This window comes from Acinetobacter legionensis (assembly GCF_048552295.1).
Classification (GTDB): Bacteria; Pseudomonadota; Gammaproteobacteria; order Pseudomonadales; family Moraxellaceae; genus Acinetobacter.
The window spans coordinates 64,361-86,206 of record NZ_JBIMCW010000013.1 but is presented as its reverse complement, the minus strand read 5'-3'; the positions used below and the strand labels follow the sequence as shown (position 1 = coordinate 86,206).

Annotated in this window: 29 protein-coding genes; 9 read left to right on the top strand and 20 right to left on the bottom strand. The window is 37.8% G+C overall.

The window, feature by feature from the left end; genetic code table 11:
- Positions 1–22 precede the first annotated feature (22 nt).
- Positions 23–493: a DUF3015 family protein gene (locus ACG916_RS12085; RefSeq protein ID WP_336954027.1), complete on the top strand. Its 471-nt coding sequence runs from the start codon at positions 23–25 to the stop codon at positions 491–493.
- A gap of 167 nt (positions 494–660) precedes the next feature.
- A complete protein-coding gene (locus ACG916_RS12080) occupies positions 661–2,577 on the top strand; it encodes an Lnb N-terminal periplasmic domain-containing protein (protein ID WP_419327837.1) in 1,917 nt (638 codons plus the stop codon).
- Between the two features lie 74 nt (positions 2,578–2,651).
- Here ACG916_RS12080 and ACG916_RS12075 read toward each other — a convergent pair whose 3' ends face one another.
- Both ACG916_RS12075 and ACG916_RS12070 read right to left on the bottom strand, forming a co-directional pair.
- On the bottom strand, positions 2,652–3,128 hold the full coding sequence (locus ACG916_RS12075; protein WP_419327838.1) for a response regulator transcription factor family protein: 477 nt from the start codon (positions 3,126–3,128) through the stop codon (positions 2,652–2,654).
- An 88-nt stretch (positions 3,129–3,216) separates the two neighbouring features.
- A complete protein-coding gene (locus ACG916_RS12070; protein ID WP_336954023.1) occupies positions 3,217–3,486 on the bottom strand; it encodes a hypothetical protein in 270 nt (89 codons plus the stop codon).
- Positions 3,487–3,790: 304 nt separating this feature from the next.
- On the opposite strand from ACG916_RS12070, the gene eat reads away from it, so the two are divergent.
- The 4 genes from eat to ACG916_RS12050 all read left to right on the top strand — a co-directional run bounded on the left by eat (position 3,791) and on the right by ACG916_RS12050 (position 8,780).
- Complete coding sequence (eat, locus tag ACG916_RS12065; RefSeq protein WP_336954022.1) at positions 3,791–5,221, top strand: ethanolamine permease; 1,431 nt, start codon at positions 3,791–3,793, stop codon at positions 5,219–5,221.
- Positions 5,222–5,223: 2 nt separating this feature from the next.
- Positions 5,224–6,606 carry an ethanolamine ammonia-lyase subunit EutB gene (locus ACG916_RS12060; protein WP_419327840.1) on the top strand — a complete coding sequence of 461 codons (1,383 nt, stop codon included), beginning with the start codon at positions 5,224–5,226 and terminating at the stop codon, positions 6,604–6,606.
- A gap of 15 nt (positions 6,607–6,621) precedes the next feature.
- On the top strand, positions 6,622–7,437 hold the full coding sequence (gene eutC, locus ACG916_RS12055; RefSeq protein WP_336954019.1) for an ethanolamine ammonia-lyase subunit EutC: 816 nt from the start codon (positions 6,622–6,624) through the stop codon (positions 7,435–7,437).
- 473 nt (positions 7,438–7,910) lie between these two features.
- Positions 7,911–8,780, top strand: coding sequence for a metal-dependent hydrolase (locus tag ACG916_RS12050; protein ID WP_419327841.1), 870 nt, complete (start codon positions 7,911–7,913; stop codon positions 8,778–8,780).
- 174 nt (positions 8,781–8,954) lie between these two features.
- Here ACG916_RS12050 and ACG916_RS12045 read toward each other — a convergent pair whose 3' ends face one another.
- The 15 genes from ACG916_RS12045 to ACG916_RS11975 form a co-directional block, all read right to left on the bottom strand.
- Positions 8,955–9,701: a hypothetical protein gene (locus ACG916_RS12045; protein ID WP_336954017.1), complete on the bottom strand. Its 747-nt coding sequence runs from the start codon at positions 9,699–9,701 to the stop codon at positions 8,955–8,957.
- Between the two features lie 158 nt (positions 9,702–9,859).
- The gene (locus ACG916_RS12040; RefSeq protein WP_336954016.1) at positions 9,860–10,219 is read right to left on the bottom strand and encodes a cupin domain-containing protein; all 360 of its coding nucleotides are present in this window, start codon (positions 10,217–10,219) and stop codon (positions 9,860–9,862) included.
- A 76-nt stretch (positions 10,220–10,295) separates the two neighbouring features.
- Positions 10,296–10,844: a GTP cyclohydrolase I FolE gene (folE, locus tag ACG916_RS12035; protein ID WP_171064926.1), complete on the bottom strand. Its 549-nt coding sequence runs from the start codon at positions 10,842–10,844 to the stop codon at positions 10,296–10,298.
- Between the two features lie 126 nt (positions 10,845–10,970).
- Positions 10,971–11,672: a Smr/MutS family protein gene (locus ACG916_RS12030; protein WP_419327842.1), complete on the bottom strand. Its 702-nt coding sequence runs from the start codon at positions 11,670–11,672 to the stop codon at positions 10,971–10,973.
- Positions 11,673–11,864: 192 nt separating this feature from the next.
- The gene (trpC, locus tag ACG916_RS12025; protein ID WP_336954013.1) at positions 11,865–12,671 is read right to left on the bottom strand and encodes an indole-3-glycerol phosphate synthase TrpC; all 807 of its coding nucleotides are present in this window, start codon (positions 12,669–12,671) and stop codon (positions 11,865–11,867) included.
- Between the two features lie 18 nt (positions 12,672–12,689).
- Positions 12,690–13,736, bottom strand: coding sequence for an anthranilate phosphoribosyltransferase (gene trpD / locus ACG916_RS12020; RefSeq protein WP_336954012.1), 1,047 nt, complete (start codon positions 13,734–13,736; stop codon positions 12,690–12,692).
- An 18-nt stretch (positions 13,737–13,754) separates the two neighbouring features.
- On the bottom strand, positions 13,755–14,339 hold the full coding sequence (locus tag ACG916_RS12015) for an anthranilate synthase component II (RefSeq protein ID WP_004724599.1): 585 nt from the start codon (positions 14,337–14,339) through the stop codon (positions 13,755–13,757).
- Between the two features lie 113 nt (positions 14,340–14,452).
- Positions 14,453–14,719, bottom strand: coding sequence for a hypothetical protein (locus ACG916_RS12010; protein WP_419305833.1), 267 nt, complete (start codon positions 14,717–14,719; stop codon positions 14,453–14,455).
- A 9-nt stretch (positions 14,720–14,728) separates the two neighbouring features.
- Positions 14,729–14,992: a hypothetical protein gene (locus ACG916_RS12005; RefSeq protein WP_419305835.1), complete on the bottom strand. Its 264-nt coding sequence runs from the start codon at positions 14,990–14,992 to the stop codon at positions 14,729–14,731.
- A gap of 57 nt (positions 14,993–15,049) precedes the next feature.
- Positions 15,050–15,319, bottom strand: a complete 270-nt coding sequence (locus tag ACG916_RS12000; RefSeq protein WP_105712914.1) for a hypothetical protein — start codon at positions 15,317–15,319, stop codon at positions 15,050–15,052.
- Positions 15,316–16,404, bottom strand: a complete 1,089-nt coding sequence (locus ACG916_RS11995) for a hypothetical protein (RefSeq protein WP_419305837.1) — start codon at positions 16,402–16,404, stop codon at positions 15,316–15,318. Before ACG916_RS11995 ends, ACG916_RS12000 begins: the two co-directional genes overlap by 4 nt.
- Positions 16,404–17,090, bottom strand: a complete 687-nt coding sequence (locus ACG916_RS11990; RefSeq protein ID WP_314341410.1) for a 3'-5' exonuclease — start codon at positions 17,088–17,090, stop codon at positions 16,404–16,406. Before ACG916_RS11990 ends, ACG916_RS11995 begins: the two co-directional genes overlap by 1 nt.
- Entirely contained in the window at positions 17,087–18,205 is a 1,119-nt protein-coding gene (locus tag ACG916_RS11985) for an ATP-binding protein (protein WP_419327843.1), read from the bottom strand. The genes ACG916_RS11990 and ACG916_RS11985 overlap by 4 nt, the downstream gene beginning before the upstream one ends.
- 12 nt (positions 18,206–18,217) lie before the next feature.
- A complete protein-coding gene (locus tag ACG916_RS11980; RefSeq protein ID WP_004820819.1) occupies positions 18,218–18,526 on the bottom strand; it encodes a hypothetical protein in 309 nt (102 codons plus the stop codon).
- Complete coding sequence (locus tag ACG916_RS11975) at positions 18,526–18,993, bottom strand: hypothetical protein (RefSeq protein WP_419327844.1); 468 nt, start codon at positions 18,991–18,993, stop codon at positions 18,526–18,528. Before ACG916_RS11975 ends, ACG916_RS11980 begins: the two co-directional genes overlap by 1 nt.
- A gap of 197 nt (positions 18,994–19,190) precedes the next feature.
- On the opposite strand from ACG916_RS11975, the gene ACG916_RS11970 reads away from it, so the two are divergent.
- Complete coding sequence (locus ACG916_RS11970) at positions 19,191–19,391, top strand: hypothetical protein (RefSeq protein ID WP_419327845.1); 201 nt, start codon at positions 19,191–19,193, stop codon at positions 19,389–19,391.
- Between the two features lie 11 nt (positions 19,392–19,402).
- On the opposite strand, the gene ACG916_RS11965 is transcribed toward ACG916_RS11970, so the two are convergent.
- The 3 genes from ACG916_RS11965 to ACG916_RS11955 all read right to left on the bottom strand — a co-directional run bounded on the left by ACG916_RS11965 (position 19,403) and on the right by ACG916_RS11955 (position 20,948).
- Positions 19,403–19,675 (bottom strand): hypothetical protein, encoded by a 273-nt coding sequence (locus ACG916_RS11965; RefSeq protein WP_419327846.1) that lies wholly within the window; start codon positions 19,673–19,675, stop codon positions 19,403–19,405.
- A gap of 163 nt (positions 19,676–19,838) precedes the next feature.
- The gene (locus ACG916_RS11960) at positions 19,839–20,141 is read right to left on the bottom strand and encodes a hypothetical protein (RefSeq protein ID WP_419327847.1); all 303 of its coding nucleotides are present in this window, start codon (positions 20,139–20,141) and stop codon (positions 19,839–19,841) included.
- 48 nt (positions 20,142–20,189) lie between these two features.
- Positions 20,190–20,948, bottom strand: a complete 759-nt coding sequence (locus ACG916_RS11955; RefSeq protein ID WP_348961002.1) for a LexA family transcriptional regulator — start codon at positions 20,946–20,948, stop codon at positions 20,190–20,192.
- A 116-nt stretch (positions 20,949–21,064) separates the two neighbouring features.
- On the opposite strand from ACG916_RS11955, the gene ACG916_RS11950 reads away from it, so the two are divergent.
- Positions 21,065–21,253 (top strand): Cro/CI family transcriptional regulator, encoded by a 189-nt coding sequence (locus ACG916_RS11950; RefSeq protein ID WP_234623921.1) that lies wholly within the window; start codon positions 21,065–21,067, stop codon positions 21,251–21,253.
- Between the two features lie 69 nt (positions 21,254–21,322).
- Positions 21,323–21,820: a phage regulatory CII family protein gene (locus ACG916_RS11945; RefSeq protein WP_004720015.1), complete on the top strand. Its 498-nt coding sequence runs from the start codon at positions 21,323–21,325 to the stop codon at positions 21,818–21,820.
- Positions 21,821–21,846 lie beyond the last annotated feature (26 nt).

Below are 21,846 nucleotides of genomic sequence, written 5' to 3'. Positions count from 1 at the left end.
TATGAAAATTCTGGAGAATTATATGTTAAAAAAAATCGCTTTAGCTGCTGTATTGGCTGCGGGTTCAAGTGTTGCTATGGCTGATCCAGATGTGGGTTGTGGTGTCGGCTCGCAAGTTTGGGCTGGTCAGTCTGGAAAAGTACCTAAGATTTTAGCGGCAACCACTAATGGTCTTTTCACTAACCAATTATTAGGTATTACATTTGGTACTTTAGGATGTAATGGTAATGGCAAAGTAACTGCTCAAGTCGTGACATTTACCAATGAAAACTCAGAATCTCTTGCACGTGATATGGCTGTAGGACAAGGTGAAAGCCTAAATGTACTTGCTTCATTATTAAATGTTAAAGATGCAGATAAAGCACGTTTCAATGCTGTGGCGAAGTCAAACTTTGCCAGTATCTATTCAGCAGAAAATCAAAATTCTCTACAAGTATTAGCATCACTTCAGCAAGTGATGGCAAAAGACGAAGTGTTAAAAGCATACGTTTAATGCGCCAAAACCCTGCCTTGTTGCAGGGTTTTTTTATTTAAATTTTATCGAATACCCATTATTGAGAAATGAATTTTGCATGAGTAAATCTTAAGTTAACTCCTGTATTGAACCGACATTTTTTAATTGCACAGTTTTATAATATATCTATATAAATTGATGATTGAATGAAATATTTAGTATTTAGCTTAAGCTTACTCAGTTCATTTTTTACAACTCATTTGCATGCAGAATCATCTTTAGAGAAATCGCATGTATTAGAAAATGCATTAAAACTGGCACAACAAAAACGACTAGCCAGCAATATCACATGGAAACGTTTACTTTATGCAGAAGATGCCTCTGTCAAAAATGTAAATCAAAGTGAAGTTAGTTATTCGGGTTATTTTTTTGCTCAAGATGGCCGTCAGAATATTCAAAATGAAATGAATGCGGATATCACTGCACTGTTTCAACTCGCCGATGTCAATCAATCTATTCGTTGTAAATTTCCTGCGCGTAGCCAATGGCTGATGCAACAATTGAATATTTCACAACAACAATTACCAGTTGTATCTTGTCCTGAATTTGATCAATGGTATGCACAGATCAAACCTTATCAAGTGACGTTGATTTATGCGACTGATTTTATGGGTAATCCAAGCTCAATGTTTGGGCATACTTTGCTACGTCTTGATCCTAAAGATCAAAAGCAGCTCAATTTAGTCTCTTATGCAGTGAATTACGCAGCCACAGTAAACAGTGATGATAATTGGTCTTATGCATGGAAAGGGGTGGTTGGCAAATATCCTGGTGAATACTCTTTAATGCCTTATTATCGCAAAGTGAAAGAGTATGGTGATTTTGAAAGCCGTGATCTTTGGGAGTATGAACTGAATTTAGATCCTGAAGAGACTGCATTTTTGGTAAAACACATTTGGGAAATGCAAAAAGTCAGTTTTCCTTATTATTTTGTCAGTGATAATTGTGCCTATCGTTTATTGGGATTGATTGATTTAGTCCGCCCAAGCTCGAATTTACGCAAGCAATTTACGTATGCAGCGATCCCGATTGAAACCATTAAAGCCGTAGAGCAACAGGGATTAGTACGAGAAGCGGTATATCGTCCAGCGTTAGAAACACAATTAAATTCGCAGGCCAAACAACATGGTCATGCTTTGGCAAAAAAAGCCCATGCAATTACGGTGTTAGAACCGCAGCAGATGCAAGAGGCTTTAATTAATTACGATGATCAAGATCGCGCAAAAATATTAGAAATGGCCTATGACGATTTATATTTACAATTTGTTGCTCGTCAGGTCGATGCAAGTTTTACCCAACCGCGCTTTAGACAACTCTTAGGCTTACGTAGTCAAATTCCTATAGAGAAACAACGTTTAGCACCTGTACGTCCGAAAGTTGATCCAGTCAATGGACATGATTCGCGTAAGTGGTCCATGGAAGCGGGTGAGGTTCAAGGTGAAAAATATGTACAAATTGGTCATCGTCAGGCCTATCACGAACTAAAAGATCCGCAGGGCGGCTTCCGTACAGGCACACAATTGATGTTTCTAGATGGTGCCGCGCAATGGCGTGATGATCGACTGAAATTGGAACATCTTGATTTATTAACGGTAAACTCTTATAACCCCATCACCCCATTTAAAATGCCAATCACCTGGGGTTTTACTTTGGGCTGGCAGCAGGAAGCCATTCAAAATGGACAATTCAGCGATCAGCAACAACATGGGGTGGTCAGTGCAAAAGCCCAATCTGGTTATACTCTTGCAGATGATGATCGTAAGCATCTTTGTTATGCAGAGCTGCAAACACAGCTTCAAGCAGGTACTTCATTGGATAAAGGCTGGCGTGTTGGTCTAGGACCAACACTGGGCTGTCAAAATGTATGGTCAGATCGTTTAAACAGTATTGTTCAAGTTGAATTACCTTATTGGCAAGATTCAAGTAAGTGGAATTTACGGATCCAGAGCACACTGCAATATTCACTCAATCGTCAAAATTCATTAAACGTCAATTGGGAATACCAACAACAAAACCAACTCGATTGGCAAAAAATTGGTTTAGGCTTTGTACATTATTTTTAAAGAGGGATCTGACAAATCGGATTTTGAGAATGACATACTGCGATAAGTATTAATCAATCGCAAGCCAAGGTTCTTTATATAAGTAGATTATTGATTCTCAAACTTAGAATTTGTTGCCAATTGTTTAGTAAAGGACTTTTGGTTTTAATGAATGAACCACCTTGATACAATTGTTTCACTGTATCAAGATAATCCGCATCGACAGCTTCTTCCAACTCTTTAAAATCTGCGTGAATTTCTGCCTGTATCTGATAGGTCCTTGCACAAATTAATTCGCCCACCTTATTTTTTAAATATGAAATCTCAGATTTAAGTGTATTTAAGCTGATTTGTTCATCACTATAGAGATAAATATGTAGTAGCTTTAGGGTCAAGCCCATAGGATTCAGAATCAAAATACATATGATTTCAAACTGCCGAGGTGTTAAAAGAATTGATTGATCATTGATTATTATTTTCTGTGGTACTGAAAATGCATGGATGGTTAAATGATTGAAGGGTTGTGCATATAATTTTTGTGCAATGATCTCAGCGCATTGTGTAACGGCCAATTGTCCAAAAATATTTGCTTGATTTAAGCTGTGAAATAAAACTACTTCACCACATGCTTCCCCTGATGTTAAATCAAGAATAGGTGCACTATAAATATACTGATCTGGCTTTGTTTTTAAATCTTGATCTTGCTGGAATCCTGCGAATTGATCTGTATTGGCTGAACACCAGAGTTGATTTTTTTTGCATATCCTTGATCTGTACCACGACAGATGCTAGGTGGGCCGTGTTGAGTAAATCCTGCTGACATTGAATCAGTGCGGATTGTAAAGCTTGTTGGAAAATTGAGTTTGGTTGAGTGGAGTTTAATTTTTCTTTTTTGATTCTTGTTTTTTTAGCATGTGGTTTTGAATGCATCACATAATCCATTTATGCATATATACTAAATAATATCTTAAATTAAACAAACAAATAACAAAGTAAAAAAATATATTAATTTCATTACTTTTCTTTTAATTATTCATTTTTCATAAATTTTTCGATTTCCTATTATAAGCTATTCAACTTTTCTCCTACCTTTGTTTGATAGATTTATCTAAAAGCAGTTTTATACGACTAAGAAGGCGTTATGTTCATAGGATTGAACAAAAAATATTGACGTCATCCAAGGAAAGGCACTTTTTTTGCTTATACAAAAAAAGGCAAATTTAAAGGTACGATGATGGACGCTCGAAATGAACAATCAACTATCGTAAAAACAGAAGATTCCAAAGAATATTTTGCTCAACGAGAATTAAAAAAGGGCGCAGTTGGCTGGCTACTATTGGTCGGTTTAGGGGTTGCCTATGTGATTTCAGGTGACTTTGCTGGATGGAACTTTGGTATTGCACAAGGTGGTTGGGGCGGTATGTTTGTCGCTGTCATTTTTGCTGCGATTATGTATCTATGTTTATGCCTTTCAATGTCAGAAATGTCGACTATGCTTCCTACAGCAGGCGGTGGATACAGTTTTGCGCGTATGGCTTTTGGACCATTTGGAGGCTATTTAACAGGAACAGCGATTCTGATCGAATACGCCATCGCTCCGGCAGCAATCGCGACCTTTATTGGTGCATATTGCGAATCATTATTTGGAGTGGGCGGATGGCTAATTTATTTAATCTGTTATTTGGTCTTTATGGGAATTCACTTAAAAGGTGCAGGTGAAGCACTTAAAATCATGTTTGTGATCACAGCTATTGCTGTTGTTGCAGTTGTGGTTTTCCTTGTCGCGATGGTTCCTCACTTTAACAGCGCCAATTTATTTGATATTGCACCAGATTTAGCTAAAGCAGGCGCGAGTAGTTTTTTACCACAAGGTTATATAGGAATCTGGGCAGCAGTTCCGTACGCAATTTGGTTCTTCCTTGCAGTGGAAGGCGTTCCTTTGGCCGCGGAAGAGGCAAAAGATCCAGCACAATCTTTACCACGCGGTTTGATGGGTGCAATGTTGATTTTGGCTGCTTTCGCCATTTTAATTTTAATACTGAGTGCGGGTGCCGCAGGTGCAAGTGTACTCAAAGATTCAGGTGCCCCTTTGGTGGATGCCTTGGTTAAAGTATATGGGCATGGCATGTTAGCAAACTTTGTAAATTTTGTTGGTTTGGCAGGCTTAATCGCAAGTTTCTTCTCGATTATCTATGCATATTCGCGTCAAATTTTTGCCCTCTCTCGTGCGGGTTATTTGCCAACATCATTGTCGCTGACCAACAAAAATAAATCGCCGTATTTAGCCGTGATTATTCCAGGGATTATTGGCTTCATATTATCATTGACTAAACAGGGTGACTTACTGATTTTGATTGCGGTATTTGGTGCGACGATTTCTTATGTTTTAATGATGATGGCACATATCAAATTACGTATTTCACAGCCTGATGTATATCGTCCATATCGAACACCAGGTGGTATTTTTACCTCAAGTATTGCGTTGATCTTATCAATTGTCGCGGTGGTTGCAGGTTTTCTTGTCGATCCTAAAGTCTGGTTTATTGCTTTGGGTATTTATGTGGTCTTCATTGTTTATTTTCTTGTTTATAGTCGTCATCATCTGATTTCAGGTACACCTGAAGCAGAATTTGCCAGCATTAAGGCAGCAGAACAGGAATTATAATTATGAGTTATCGTTATAGCGTTGCTCAGCAACAATATATTTTCCAAGATTTAAAAACCCTAATGGCAAAGGCAACGCCATTACGTTCTGGAGATGAATTGGCTGGTGTTGCTGCCAGTAATGCAACAGAACGTGTGGCAGCGCAGATGGCCTTGGCAGAAGTCCCTTTAAAAAATTTTTTAAATGAAACGGTTATTGACTATGACAAAGATGATATTACGCGTTTAATTATTGATGAACATTGTGATGATTTATTTGCACCGATTTCACACTTTACTGTGGGTGATTTTCGAAATTGGTTGCTGAGTGAAGATGCAACTTCCGAAAAATTGACCAATTTAGCTAAGGGTTTAACCCCTGAAATGGTTGCTGCTGTGAGTAAAATTATGCGTAATCAAGATTTAATTCTGGTTGCGAGTAAATGCGAAGTGGTCACCCAATTTCGTAATACAATTGGTTTAAAAGGTCATTTATCTACTCGTTTGCAACCGAATCATCCAACGGATGATATATTGGGTATTTCAGCCAGCTTATTGGATGGTCTGATGTATGGCAATGGTGATGCTGTCATTGGGATTAATCCTGCCACAGACAATCTCCATAATTTGTCAGAGTTGTTAAAGTTACTTGACCATATTATTCAAGAATATGAAATTCCGACGCAATCTTGCGTGTTAACCCATATCAGTTCAGGGATTCAACTTGCAGAACGTAATATTCCAATTGATTTGATGTTCCAATCTATTGCGGGTACGCAACTGGCTAATGAAGGTTTTGGAGTTACTTTAGATTTACTTCAGGAAGGTTATGAGGCCACTTTAGCACTCAATCGAGGCACAATTGGTCAAAATGTGATGTACTTTGAGACTGGACAAGGCAGTGCTTTATCCAGTAACGCACATCATGGTGTTGACCAGCAAACTATCGAAGCGCGAGCCTATGCAGTCGCACGTAAATACAATCCATTATTGGTTAATACTGTGGTCGGGTTTATTGGACCAGAGTATTTGTATGATGGTAAGCAGATTATTCGTGCTGGATTAGAAGATCACTTCTGTGGCAAATTACTGGGTGTACCTATGGGTTGTGATATTTGTTATACCAACCATGCTGATGCAGATCAAAATGACATGGACGTACTACTCACCTTGTTTGGCGCTGCGGGAATTAACTTTATCATGGGAATTCCAGGTTCGGATGATGTGATGTTGAATTATCAAACCACATCTTTTCATGATGCATTATATTTACGTCAGTTAATGGGATTAAAACCTGCCCCTGAGTTTTCGGCTTGGTTAGATCAGCAAGGAATTTTGCACCAAGAACAACGGCAAATTCATTGGCCTAGTAGCATGCCAAAAAACTTTGCTAAATTATTATCATAAAAAGGAGAGTAAATCATGAAGCTCTCAAAACTTGAAACTTTTCCAAATGGTTTTCACGAAGATCCTTGGCATAAGTTAAAACAATATACTGATGCCCGAATTGCGATGGGAAGAGTAGGATGTAGCATTCCAACCCAAGAATTGCTTAAGTTTCAACTCTCTCACGCACAGGCCAAAGATGCTGTTTTTCACCAATTAGATACTGAAAACATGCAAGCTCGGCTTAGAGATTTAAAATTTGAAAGTCTCATTGTGGAAAGTAAAGCAACTGACAAAGAAGTATATTTAAAACGTCCCGATTTGGGACGTGAGTTATCGGAACAGGCTCAAACTCAGCTCAAGACTTATGTGCAGCAGCACCCACAGCAATGTGATGTATGTATCGTGGTTGGTGATGGCTTATCTGCGCGAGCAATAGAGGAGAATGCGATTGCTTATATCAATTCTTTACGTGAACATATTGATACTGAGGGTTGGAAACTTGCCCCTATTGTGATTGCGACAGGTAGCCGTGTGGCATTAGGTGATGAAGTGGCACAAAGTTTTAATGCGCCGTTGCTAATTATGTTAATTGGTGAACGGCCTGGTTTAAGTTCACCTGATAGTATGGGTATCTATTATACGTGGAAAGCGAGAAAAGGTTGTTTGGATTCCAGCCGAAACTGTATTTCCAATGTAAGACCTGCGGGGCTGAGTATTCAAATTGCCACACAGCGTTTAATGGCATTGATGCGTAATTCATTCAAATTACAACTTTCGGGTGTAGATTTAAAAGATGACCATGTGGTTCCATTACAAAGCGATGAGCATCTAAAAAAATTATTATTTTAATTGTTAAATTCTTTATACCTTCAGGAAAGCAATGTTTTAGTTTTATAAGGCATGGCTTTCTTAATGCACAAATTTATTCAAGAGTGAGCTTCTTGGACATGGCCAAATTTAGAAAAATAAACTGAATAATGGCAAGCATCTCACTTAAATGTTGCATAACTAATCCACGTTATAACTCAGTATTTTTATTAAATATGCTTGATGTGGCATTTTAGCAAAGTCTATTTTTGAACAGAAAAAGGCATTTGGACGATCAACTTTTTACACAATTTAGATCATGCTGTTGATGGTATCGCAAGCATATATCGACATACTTCGAGAGACTTATTCGATCGAAATATCAGAAAAAAAGAGATGCAATGACATGTAAATGAGTCGAAATGACCTATGGAATTATACCCAGTTAAGTAAAATTCTAATAAGCGCACCAGCTAAATTAAAAAAATGATAATCAGCCAGAGGCAGGATCAACCATGGGCATTTTAAAAAAATTTATTAAATCGAGTGTATATCATGAGCCATTACCTATTCGCCGTGATGTCAGATTTAACTTACCTGCGGAGCGAATCGCAGATTGGCATACCGCCGCAGGTCCAATTTTTACCGCATTGCTAAATACGTTTTCTATCGTCTTGCCGATTGGAGAGCGTTTCTTTATTGATGCGGTAAGGGCACATCGTGATTTAGTCCAAGACCCTGAATTACAAAAAGCAGTGACTGCATTTATTGGTCAAGAAGCGATGCATGGACGTGAGCATGAAGAATATAACCAAGCCTTATTTGCACGCTCACCGATTGCACCAAAATTTGAAGCATTGGTTTTAGAGATTTTTGGTCTGCTTAAACAGCATTTACCTGCATATTTTTGGCTCAGTGGAACAATTGCATTAGAACATTTTACCGCTTTATTGGCAGATTCTGTATTACGCACACCTGAGTTATTTGAAGGCGCTGAAGAACATTATGCCAATATTTGGCGTTGGCATGCTTTTGAAGAAACCGAACATAAAGCTGTAGCTTTTGATGTATGGAATACTGCAATGGGGCATGGTTCTTATGCCTATGCTGTTCGTAGTTTTGGATTGGTGGTCGCAACGATTGTGTTCTGGGGCTTAGTGATTCCTGTATTTTTAACCATTGTTAAAGGAGAAGGGAAGTTAAGCGATTTATCCAGCTGGAAAAAGACCTATCATTATACCTTTGGCGGTATAGGCGTATTAAGAAAGCAATTGGGAAATTATATCGATTATTTCCGTCCAAACTTCCATCCGTGGGACCATGAGAATCGTCAATACATGCAACAAATGGAGCAATTGATTTATCAATTGGCTGAAAAAAAATAATCAAATATCATATTTAAAGGATTGGCTGTGTGTTTGTGATATATCGCACAGCAAATGATTTTGAACAGCTTATCGAGCAGTTCATTTCATTATGGTGATTTGCTCGATAAGCTTTAAATCTGTATGAATTAAAAAAACTTGAGAAAAATGATTCAGCTCAATCATTGATACAAACTATTTAAATAATTTGCCTGCTTGAGAAAGGATCTTTTTGCCTTTTTGAGTGACTTCTAATGTGACATCTGGTGTTTCACTTGTACCTAAAACATTACGATAAACTACATATTGATATGTACCACTGTTAAAAATGTAGTGATGATCGCCGCCTGAACCATCCATTTCAACACGACCTTGATTTAAAATCAGATCAGGTTTTGTCGCTTGCGACTGTTTTGTTCCCCAAGATGCATAACGGTATTTACCATTGGGCATGGCATCTATACGCACTTGAAATTTGGCTGTTTTAAACTGTAATTCAGGTGTTTTAAAATTTTTAAGTGATGAATGTAATTGATTTTTTTGTTGTGAAATCAGCTGTGCTTTATATTTTTGTTCAGCATCACTACTGTAGTTAATGGCTTTAATTTTATGACCATCTAACCATAGTGTGCCACCATTGAGCATCACACCACGCCAACCCATACTTTCCCATTGTGATGGTTTTGAGTTGGCGATCTCTTGAATAAGTTGAGTATCAAACACTTGGTTAAAGCGTTGTTTCATCTGAGTTGCATTGGCAATACTTGGGATGGGTTCTTCACGATGTAAGGGATAGGTAATGTTATTTGAAATCGCGGTGATATTTTTATTTTTAAATAATTTAATGACACTTTGCACATCTTTTAATTCGTTGGCATTTAGATTGTCGGCAAAGGCGCTAGTGGCAGTTAACGCTGAAATAAAGATCAGTAAATTTTTCATTTAAAATATGGCATAAGGCTAAGATAATTTAAATCATATAGTTTTAAGTGGACAATAAGCGAATGTTTTACAAATATAAGTTATAGGAAAGCAAAAAATATAAAAAAGCTTATATTTGAACGCACTGATCATCAAAAAAAGTCACCAGTTTTACTGACTCAAACTTCAACCACAACAAAATATTTTTTAACTACCTCAATAACTTCAAATGTACCGATAAATGAAGGCGGGATAATTCCTGCTTCACCAGCTTTAATTTCTACAAATGATGAGGTGTTTTTATCGTGCAAACGAACAATACCTTCAATTAGCTGAAAAAATTCCTGTTTATTGTCTGCAAATTGAATATCCCATGCACCAACCTCGCATTGCCAAATACCACAATTCATATTGGGATGTTCATACAAACTTTGCGTGAGTCGTTTGGGATTTCCTTTAACCAACCGTTCTGCACGAGGATAGTCGATACTGGTTTCACTGTGAGTTAAACCATGACCTGCCAACCAAATTAAAGACATTGTAAAACCCTATCGTAAAATAAAGCCTCAATAAAATGAGGCTTTGATATTTATATTGCTTACTGAATGATCCGTCTTAGTGTGCTTCAGGCACGGCAGATAAAAATTCACGACGTGCTTCTTTATCTGTTTTAAAATCACCAACAAATGACACAGTACGTGTGGTCGATTCTTGTTTACTGACACCACGCATCATCATACACATGTGCGCTGAATCAATGACCACAGCAACACCACGTGCTTGGGTAACTTCAGCCACGGCATCTGCGATTTGTTTGGTCAACTGTTCTTGAATTTGTAAACGGCGAGCAAACATTTCTGTGATACGGGCAAATTTAGACAGTCCTAAAACATTGCCAGAAGGGAGATAGGCAATATGTACACGACCATGAAAAGGCAATAAATGATGCTCACATAAAGAATAAAATTCAATATTCTTTACCAAGACCATTTCATCATTATCAGAAGGGAAGACCGCATTATTGGTCACTTCTTCTAGCGTTTTGCTATAGCCAGACGTCAAGTACGAAAAAGCTTTAGCCGCACGCATAGGCGTATCTTTCAGACCAGGACGGTCTAAGTCCTCGCCAACGGCAGTTAAAATATTCGCGTAGGATTGCTGCATAGACATAAAACGTGTTCACTTATACGGTTTGAACAAGGACGGCATTGTATCAGAAAAATGAATAATATTTTCTAATTACAAGATAAACCGACACTTATGAGAGTTTTGATCATTTAAAACGAATGATCATGGATTTCCATTTAATTTTGGATTTCTTTCAGCACGTTTCAGTAAAACTAAAACTGCGCCTGTGCCACCTTGTTTTTCAGGAGCACTTACAAAAGCTAAAACATCACGATGTTGACGAAGCCAGCCGTTCACATAAGTTTTGAGTATGGCTTCTGGGCCTTTGCCATGGACAATTTTAATGACATTTTGGTTTTCATCTTTTGCCATTTGTATGATTTGCAATACAGCAGAGCGCGCTTCTTCAACAGTACAACCATGTAAATCAACAGCTTCAAACCAGCGTAGATTACCAGCTTTTAAGTCTTCAAAAACTTTATGTTGTAGTGTTGCGATGCGATAGCTTAAAGCCGCCTGACTTGCAACAGGATTTAAAATCGCTTGAGTATCTGACAATTCTGCATCATTAATTTCAAATGCACCTTCAGCCGCCGCGCGTTTGGCAAGGGTTTTTGCATCAGGTTTTTTGCGCAAATCACTACGCTCGATTTTGGCAATATTGCCGTTATCAAGTTTGGTTACACCGCCAAGTGCGGTTTTAAACAAATCAGCATCATCTAACTCCTCAGGTACTGTTACTTGGGCATTCTTACTTTCAGGTTGCACTGCAACTTTTGAAGAGTGAGGAGGAGTGATTTGTTTTTTGAATTGTTTTAATAAATCAAGCTGTGATTTAGAGAATGTGGAATCAGATTTACTCATAATTGCAAAAAACAGTAAATGGACGGTATTAGGCGCTCAGTATAGTCTGAATCTTGTCAAATTTGAACTGAATTGAATTCACACAGTTATATCTGCTTTGATCATGACCTGAATGTTGGGAGTTGAAAAATTTATAGGGGGAGTGGGAGAAATATGAAAACAGGGTGAGCGAACTCACCCTTTGACTTTTAATTACACTGTTTCAGGCAGACCAAACAAAGCATTAAATGCATGATCAGGGCGTGGTTGTTTCATAAAGCTTTCACCCACAAGGAACGAATGAATATCGTGTTCTTGCATCATGCGCACATCATCTGGTGTTGCAATACCACTTTCAGTAATCAGTAAACGTGAAGGTGGTAGTAACTTCTTCAAGCGCAATGAGGTATTTAAATCGACATCAAAGGTCTTTAAATTACGGTTATTTACACCCAGTAAACAATGCTCTGAAAGTTGCAATGCACGTTCTAGTTCTGCTTCATCATGAACTTCGACCAAAACATCAAGGTTCTGCTCAAATGCGGTCTTTGACATTTCTTCAAGTTGTTGATCTGACAAACAAGCCACAATCAATAAAATACAGTCGGCATGTAAAGCACGCGCTTCGATAACGCCGTAAGGATTAATCAGAAAATCTTTACGTAGCGCAGGTAATTCACAGTGACTACGTGCGATCTGAATATTTTCATCAGCACCTTGAAAGAAATCTAAATCTGTTAAAACAGATAAGCAGGCTGCACCAGCTTGCTGGTATTGTTGAGCAATTTCAGCAGGGTTAAAATTTTCACGAATTATTCCTTTTGATGGTGAGGCTTTCTTAATTTCAGCAATCACACCTGGGCGTTTACTGTATAAAGATTTCGCAAAACCTCGCACAGGTGTTGCAGCTTGGGCAAGCACTTCTACATCGTTTAAACTACGTTGCTTTAAACGTTGAGCAAATTCTTCGTATTTACGATCAACAATTTTACCCAACATTGTATTGGCAATATCCACCATGGTAACGTCCTCTAATCCTTAAGCTTCATACTCTTTGAGTGTTTTGGTAAATTCAGACAAAATGCCCATTTTTTCTAAAGCTTGCCCACCATAGATAATATCATGCGCTAAAGCGACACCTTGTTTATAACTCTTGGTCAGACCTGAAACATAGATTCCAGCACCTGCATTTAATGCCAGCATACTGGCTGCTTTTTCACCTTTTGCTGATTTCTTCTTACCGAGCGCATCTTTGATTAATGCTAGGCTCTCAGCAGCACTATCAACAGAAAGACCAGTTAAGGTCTGAGACTCAATATCTACATCTTCAGGTTGAATCATCCATTCCGTGATTTCATCATTTTTTAGTTCGGCAACATAGGTTGATGAAGCTAAACTGATTTCATCTAATCCATCTTTTGAATGAACCACCATGACATGTTCAGCACCCAATTGTTTTAGAACTTCCGCTAAAGGACGGCACAATTCTGTAGAAAATACACCAATCACATAGCGTCGTACCCCAGCCGGATTCGTAAGCGGGCCAAGGAGATTAAAAATACTGCGGAATCCCAATTCTTTACGTGGACCAGCAGCATATTTCATTGCTTTGTGATGATTTGGGGCAAATAAGAAACCAACCCCCATTTCGCGGATGCATCGTTCTGTCTGGTGCATATTTAAATCAAGGTTAATCCCGGCCTGTTCTAAAAGATCAGACGAGCCTGATTTAGAGGAAACACCACGATTTCCATGTTTTGCAATAGTTGCACCTGCTGCCGCAATAACAAATGAAGAGGCAGTAGAGACGTTAAATAGGTTCTGTCCATCACCACCCGTACCAACAATATCAATTAAATGCGGGATATCACCCACATCAATTTTAATTGCAAACTCACGCATTACACGTGCTGCAGCGGTGATTTCGTCAATACTTTCACCTTTTAAACGAAGTCCCATCATAAATGCACCAATTTGGGCATCTGTGGCTTCACCACGCATGATGGTCCGCATCACTTCTTCCATTTGAGGTTGAGTGAGTTCGATATTTTTAGTGATGTTATTTAAAGCTTGTTGAATATTCATTATCTTGTACTACACACATTAAGCATAAATTTCTAAAAAGTTTTTAAAGATCTGATGACCATGTTGACTCAGAATGGATTCTGGATGGAACTGCACGCCTTCAATTGGCAATGTCTTATGTTTGACACCCATAATTTCTTCAATAGAGCCATCTGCTTCATTGGTCCAGCAAGTGACTTCAAGACATTCAGGCACACTGGCTTGATCAATCACAAGTGAATGATAACGTGTTGCTGAAAATGGAGAAGGTAAGTTGCTGAAGATCCCTTGGTCACTATGGTACATGTCAGATAAACGACCATGCATCACTGTTTTGGCACGCACAATTTCGCCGCCAAAAGCCTGACCAATCGCTTGGTGACCTAGGCATACACCGAGTGTTGGAATTTTTCCTGCAAAATGCTGAATTGCAGGGATAGAAATTCCTGCTTCAGATGGTGAGCAAGGACCGGGACCAATCACTAAGTACTTTGGTTGCCATCGTTCGATATCCTCTAAGGTCACGGCATCATTGCGAACAACTTTAACGTCTTGGTTTAACTCGCCAAAATATTGGACAATGTTATACGTAAAGCTATCGTAATTATCGATCATTAGAAGCATATCAAACTTAACCTTCTGAATTTTAAAACTAATTTTAAACTAGTGCTAAATCGTACTCAATTCTGTACTCAATGTGCTTAAGGTAACTTATTATTGGATATTAAAAAGCCACCTTAATTGGTGGCTATATTAGCACTGTTTGTCGTATCTTTTACAATGGTTTGAACATAACTCAAGAACCAATAACTCTTACGACCATCCTTAAAAGGGCGGGTAATAAAACCCTCCCTGATTTTACGGTCTAAGGTTTCAGGCTCTATATTTAGTAAGTGGGCGAATTCGGCTCGCCCAATTCTACGTTCCTCTTTTTGGTTTACTAGTTGCTCCACAAGATTGGTTAAATGCTGAAGAGACTCTGATTCAATTTTTAGCGCACCCATTTCATTACCTCAACAAGCTTTCTTTCTAGAGCGTTTAATATCATTAGCCATAGAAAGAGTAGATTTTATAATTAACCTTTCAGCTTGATTAACATCATCAAGACTGTTCATATAACTAGCGATCGCATTACCAGCTATGCAAAATCCAAATTCAATTGCCATTTGTGGATCTGTCTTTTTTAGATGCTCAAACATAGGCCCAATCATTTGCTGGAACAGTTGTTCTGCAACTTCAGCAGGTGTTCCTTCAAGTTTTAAACTTGCTATATCCATTACATCCACCATAAATCTAATTTAATAATTACGAACCCATTTAATAAAATCATCACTTCAAGCAACATTAGAAACCCTTCCATGTTTAGTCCTCAAAGTTATATCTGGTGAAGATAAGTGCTCTTCAAATTCCTTACCTAATTCAAAAGCTGCTGTATTCCCATTTAAGCCATCAGTTACCAATACATAGTGATGTTTCTTTTTGATTCCACGGTCGCTAATGCGCGCCGTGAAACCTTTAAATTTGAGATTTTTGACTTCATATCCAAGCTTTTCCAACCAAATTTGAAAAGCTCTTAAGTTTTTGGTTTTAACTACAGTTTTCAATTTTTAGCTTCCCATGGAATGTCTGTTTTCATCATGAGGTCTGAACGCCGTTGACTTACATAGCTCATTAAACGTTCCTGAATTTGAGGATCACATTCGCTTATTTCATCTTCAAGTTTTGTAAGTTCAATCAAAGTTTTTGCTTCTTGAATCCTTACCATCAATGATGATTGTGATTTTTCTGGTGGATTGAATTCAGCCAAACGTTTATGAATAGCATCCATAACTGGCTTACGTTCCTCTTCGGTCCAGTGCATGGTGTACTTATAAAGGGCATTTGCTTCTTTAGGAGTGTTAACTATCTTTAAACGCTCCAATAGCTCATCAAGAACTGACTGATATGGATGTAATGCAAGTGAGTTATCATCGGAAAGGAGTGGATCTTCTGAAATGGTTACATTTTCTTGAGACACGATTTCGATAGGCTGGCTAAATTCAGCTAATTTGCTTTCTTTGGCCATCGTAATTTCAAGTATTTGTTCTGCTGAAAAATCCACCTTATCAACATTCAATAAAGTGCTTTCAACCTCAGTAGCAGTAGAGCAAGCACGTAAGCCATCTAGGTAAAGCTGCAATTCGGTTTCTATAGATATAACAGGCTTTGTCTCCACTACTTGTGGCGATTCTTGTTCAACATTCTTCTTGGTGTTTCTAGCTTTTTTAGGCTTTTCACTGAAACCGTCTTTAACTTCAATTTCTGTGATCATATTGCCAAAAGACTTACCAAACGCCTGAAGCTGCAGCTGTGCATTCTCAGCATCTAATTGAGCAAATCCATTTGCCACACTCAAACTTATATCTCCATGTTCTGGATCGTATTTAGTACGCAAGATACATGTTGGCATCACAATAAAAATTTCTTGGCCAGATTCCAAGTCATGCGGCTGAACAGGTTTTGTAAACTGAATATCTGCCAAAGTTAAAGTTTCGCGTTTTATACAGAATTCATGATCATTTGTAAAAAATACTGTAGCAGGGAATTGATTTAGCTCATCAAAATCGAGCAATCCACCAATATGACGACATAAAACTGTTTTACCTGATTGCAATGCGGAAATTGCTTCAACACCATTAAAAGTATGCATTATTTTTGTCCTTTTAAAGCTTTGATTAAATAGGGATCTAGTTCGGGTTGTTTGAGTAGCCAGTCGATATATGAATCTGGTAACTCATCGATGAGCTCACCTCTGTGTTTACCAAAGTTAATACGCTTAGGAATGCGGGCAATTTCAGACATTTGATAAAGTGAATTCATGTCTTTAATTGCAAGCTTTTCGACGATTGCTTGTAGAACCACACCAGTGAAATAAATATCCCAGCGAGCGTTATGCGCATTTCGCAAATGTTTACGAGCTTTTTCTAAATCAGTACTCATAACGTGGTAATACATTGCTGTAAGGTTATGAGTTTCTAATTCATCCCAAACCATACGTGCCAAAGCTAAAGTGCATATGCCTTTTACATTAATTGATGAATCACAAAGCTTGATTGCCTTAAGGTCGTAATCGATATTGTGGCCAATCAAGTACTCTGTATTCTCTGGCAAGCGAAATACTTCATAACTTGGTTTGTCCGCTATGTCGCTTTCTAGTATGTGATGCACAGCCATGGCACCAAGTTCGATAGGCTCAGGGCAAGAAAAATACTCATCAAAGGCCGAATTACCATCGATCCGCAATATCCCTTGTTCAAAAGAACAGGAGATATGTGCAATTTCAATTGGATAGCCATTTAAGCTATTGGTTTCAGTATCTAAAATTAATGCGCTCATGCAGACATACTCGTTTTAGCCATTTGATCGATTTCAGCTTTAACAGCTTCCAGTTTGCTTGCTTCAATTTGGGTGAGTGCATCTAAGCCAAAATGCTCACAGATATCTTTAATATCTAAACCACGTTCAGATATAAATGTTTGAAGCTCATCGCGCTGTGTATCTGAAATGATTGAAGGTAAAACTTCCAACTCCAGCCATTTTTTCTTTTCTTTGTTGTAGGTTAGGCCTATTTGATAAGCAAAATGCTTCATACATTCCCACATATCTTTAAAGAATGGGTGTTGCTGATCCAAACCCTCTAAAAGAACATTAAATTCAGAAGGGTACTGAGCCTCGCTACAAGATTTCTGCCATTGCTCCCATTCCATTTGAAGCTTCATGGTTTGTTGTTGTTCAGGTGTTAAGGTATTTAGATGATCTTTGGTTGCTTGAATAAGATTAGCCATAAATTGAGAATTTTCAGGTTTACGTAAATCAGGAACAATCACATTCCCCAAATTTCCTGAATCCTTTGTATGAAAGCCTTCACCACCTTTGAACTTAAGAACTCTATTGGAATTACCACGGCTATCTGTTTCCTCTGCCAAGTAAGCCATAGCATCAGCAAGGCGATAAATTTCCTGACGGTTCTTACCACCTAAATCGGGACGTACAAGAGTTAAAGTGTCGTTTTTATCCTCTGTTGCATGGGCAATAAAAATTACATCTTTGCCAAAACCAATAAGCTTATTTACAAATAAACTAAACATGTTATTTGCTACACCCTGAACATTTAGCTTTAACGAACCATCGCTTTTAGTGTTTTTATTGTTATTTGCAAGATGTGATTTAATTAAATCAAGTACACGACCTATGGTGTCAAATACCACTGTATTGTATGGTGCTAAATCAACCTCAGTAATATTTGCAATATCCATCCAGCTTTCAGCTACGACAACATCACCGCGTCGATTTGCACCAGTACGATAAGCACCTTTATCTGCGTCAATAACTAAAGGTTTATTTGCAGTCATACCCAGTGTTGTTTTGTACATACCAGGATCACCATAGAAGTAAACCTTGATTGCATTTACTACTATAGGTTGAGCGGGTGTAATAATATTTAGAGCCATGGTGTTAACCCCTTAATTATATTTCGTATTGTTATAAGCAATACGTTGATTTGGAGAATAGGGAGTGCGCTTAAAGCAAGGTTGGTTGAATAATTCAGCTTTAGCTTTACGCTTTTGGAATTTGCGCTCACGTTCAAAGTTTTCTCGAATCCACGGCTTTGTTGCATGTGTTTCTTCTGAAACGAGAACCAAAACACCAGACCGATTAATCCAGTAAACATCATTGCCTTTTTGCACATAGACAGAGTGACCAAGGCGCATACGGAATTGACCATTTTCACTACTTTGGAATTCAGCGAATTTTTGTGTAGGAGTATTCATTAGATAGCCTCCACCAAACGGTTACGCTCGATATAACCGATAATTATCTGATTGATATTTCGGTGATCGTTATAATCTGTGAAGTCGTTCCAGTCTTTACCGTTCACATCTGTGATTTTTTCAATTGCCAAGTTTGTAATATCAACTGCAGTGAATTCAGAACCAGGTACACCGTAACCATCTTGATGAGATTCAAAATCAAAACTGACTAAAACTAGGAAGCTATCAAGTTTGATAACTGCTTTCCCAGAAGACTCAGAGGTAAGCTTTAGAGCACTAACGCTATAAATTGATGGCGTTACATTAGGAGTAGAGATAGGTGGCTTGTATTCAGAGGCCTTTTGATCATATGTAAGACCAATAGCACCTGCTGTGAATAAACCACTTACTGCAGCGACTTTAAGAAAACCCATAGGCTGTACACGATGTGTAACAATGGGATTGATTGAATTTGGTTTTGTGTTCATAATTCACCTGTTGTTTGGAAAAGCGCACATGATGGTCAAAGGTCAGTGCGCTTTTTTATTAGCTGATGAAAATAAGCATACTTAACAAGTAAAATAAAGTAAAGTGCAATTAACAATTAAATTGTAAAGTGTATTTAATTTTATGCTTTAATAGACAAAAGAAAACCCACGCTGGGTGGGTTAGATGGAGTTTCATCATGTTAGATCACAATGAAAAACTAAAGCTTGTGATTGAATTTATTCAATCAGGCGCTAAAGATGCTGAAGATATTATTCACAGCATTAAAGCTATTGAAAAAAAACTATTCAAGAATAATGAGTTGCGATCACTAAAAAAAACCAAGATAACAGGAAATAAAGAAACAGGAACTTATGCATTAAGTAAGAATATGCATTAAGTAAGAATTAGTTACTTCTTCTTGGGGTTAAATATTTGTTTTACAAGCTTAGGTAATTTAACAATATTATTATCTATGTTTGCAGCAATAGCCTCTACACTTTCAATCCTTTTTCTAAGTTGAGAGAAAAGCCATTCTGAGTTTTTCTCCTCAAGAACCCCAACTACAGCACCACAAGAAGAACATTGAATAAATGCAACTGGATACGCAGAGCCCTTAATATCACTTTTTTCCAGCAATTCAAATGATGTTGAATTACATGAACCACATTTTGATTTAGCCATTTTTTTTCATCCACCCGATCACTTCTAAAGGACTGCGTCGGGTTCGCAGTTTAAAAAACGATTGAAACCCAACAGAGGGCAACAGCAATAAGAATTATCCCTAGTTTCATGTAGTCAAATTTATTCATCTTAGATTCTTCTTATAAAAATTGCTTTTGGCTTATTAAGCTTCTGAATAATTTTCCAAAAACTCATCAATCCATCCTTGTGCAACCTCAAGATTGGTTATATCTGCCAGCTTTAGATTGGTTTCTTCAGCTTCGTTAAAGCCTTCAATGATTGCTTCAAAGATATTTGCCTCACTAATGACTTCTTGTGCAATTTCAGCAGGATCATAGCTTTGTTTAGCTTTTTTAAGAGAGGCTATTTGTTTATCAATTCCTGCGCCAATTTTAGCTAATGCCAATTTAAATTCTTGACGATTGATTGTTAGTGCAGTTTTGGATTTATTAAGTGTTGCGATCATAATGTTCTCTTTTATTTGTGAATTTTAGTTGATTCCACACAAAACCATTCAGATATCACCATCATATGTATGGGAAACATACTTCCCTATAACACTAATATGCTCAAGCTGATCTGGTTCAACGATCTCACGCCGATATTGTGGGTTATCACTATCAATAATTAATGCACCATCAAATCGACGAGAGAGTCTCTTAATCTTCAATTCATTTCCATATCGAATTGCATATACTTTTCCAGATTGGATTTGATCAAGTGTATTGACTGACTTATCAAGCATCACCACACTACCACTTTTAATGTTTGGCTCCATGCTGTCTCCATCAATATCAACAGTCATTAGATTCTTTGGTGAAATCTTTTTCTTGTGAACCCAACTTAACAAATGCGCAGATCCCATATCTCTTTGACTGGGTTCGTAGGCAGCCAAATGACCGTTACCAGCTGAAAACTTCACTTCGACATGAGGAATAATTACATACTTATTAGGGTCTAAATCATCAGGGGATTCCCATGTGATAACAGGTACACCTTCATCCTGCTGTGTACTTTCGGAACTAGAACTTTCAACATCCTCTAACATTTTTGAGCTCAACCCATTTAACCATCTATGGTTTACACCCAAAAATTTAGCCGCTTTCTCAGCATTATCTTGTCCAAGTGTTTGAACATTCTTGTCAATCCATTCAGAAACAGCTGGTCTGCTCACACCACAATAATCCGCTAAATGGGCCTTAACGAATCTTTTACCTTTAGATTCTTCATAGTGCTTTATAGCTAAAGCAAATCTTTCCTGAAGGGTGCTCATAGTAACTCTACCTTACAAAGTAAAGCTAGCTTAACTTTTTCATAATTAAGTGTGCTTGATAATTTAAATAAAGTATGGTTAACTTTGCTTAACATTTTATTTGTTTGGATTATGCCATGGAAGTAATCATCAAAACCGCAGATGCCATTGCTGCATATGCAGACGCTGCAAATCTTGCTCGATGTCTTGGTGTATCTAGAGCTGCAATCAGCCAATGGGGTGAATACGTTCCTGAAATTTCTGCTCGAGGTCTTTTGATTCTTAAACCAGATATTCCTCATGTTGTAAACAAGCCTATTTCTTAGAATTGGATTGTTGAAGTATCAATTTTTAACTATCAAAAATAAACGTGAATAAATACAAAGGATTCACATATGGAAATTAATTTAAGCCGAGAAGCCCAAAACGCAATTTGGCAAATGATAAGTAATACACCAGGCTTTACGCCTAAGGATATTGCGCAGGTACTTGGAGATTCACATAACACAATTTGCAATTACGCAAATATCAATATGCCGAACCATTTACCCAGTATTAAAAAGTTAGAAGCAATTCTGTATTACACCCAAAATCCAGCCTTATTAAAAATTTGGGCGCATGAACTTGGTTTTGCATTAGTCCCAGTGACTTGTGACCGCAGCAAACATCATGAGTTGTCCATCTTTGAAGCAATGATGCAGCATAACATTAAGTCAGGAAAGACTAACAAAGCTGTCTATGAAGCGTATGAGGATGGTGTAGTAACACCCCAAGAATATGAAGAGATCCATCAATTGACATTGCATCTGATTGAATTGGCGACCGCTGTAGATCAAGCAGCATTAAAGCAAATGAAGAAGTACACATCAGGTACAGAAATAGAAAAAGCCTGATGGTTGAGATCAGGCTTCATATATTC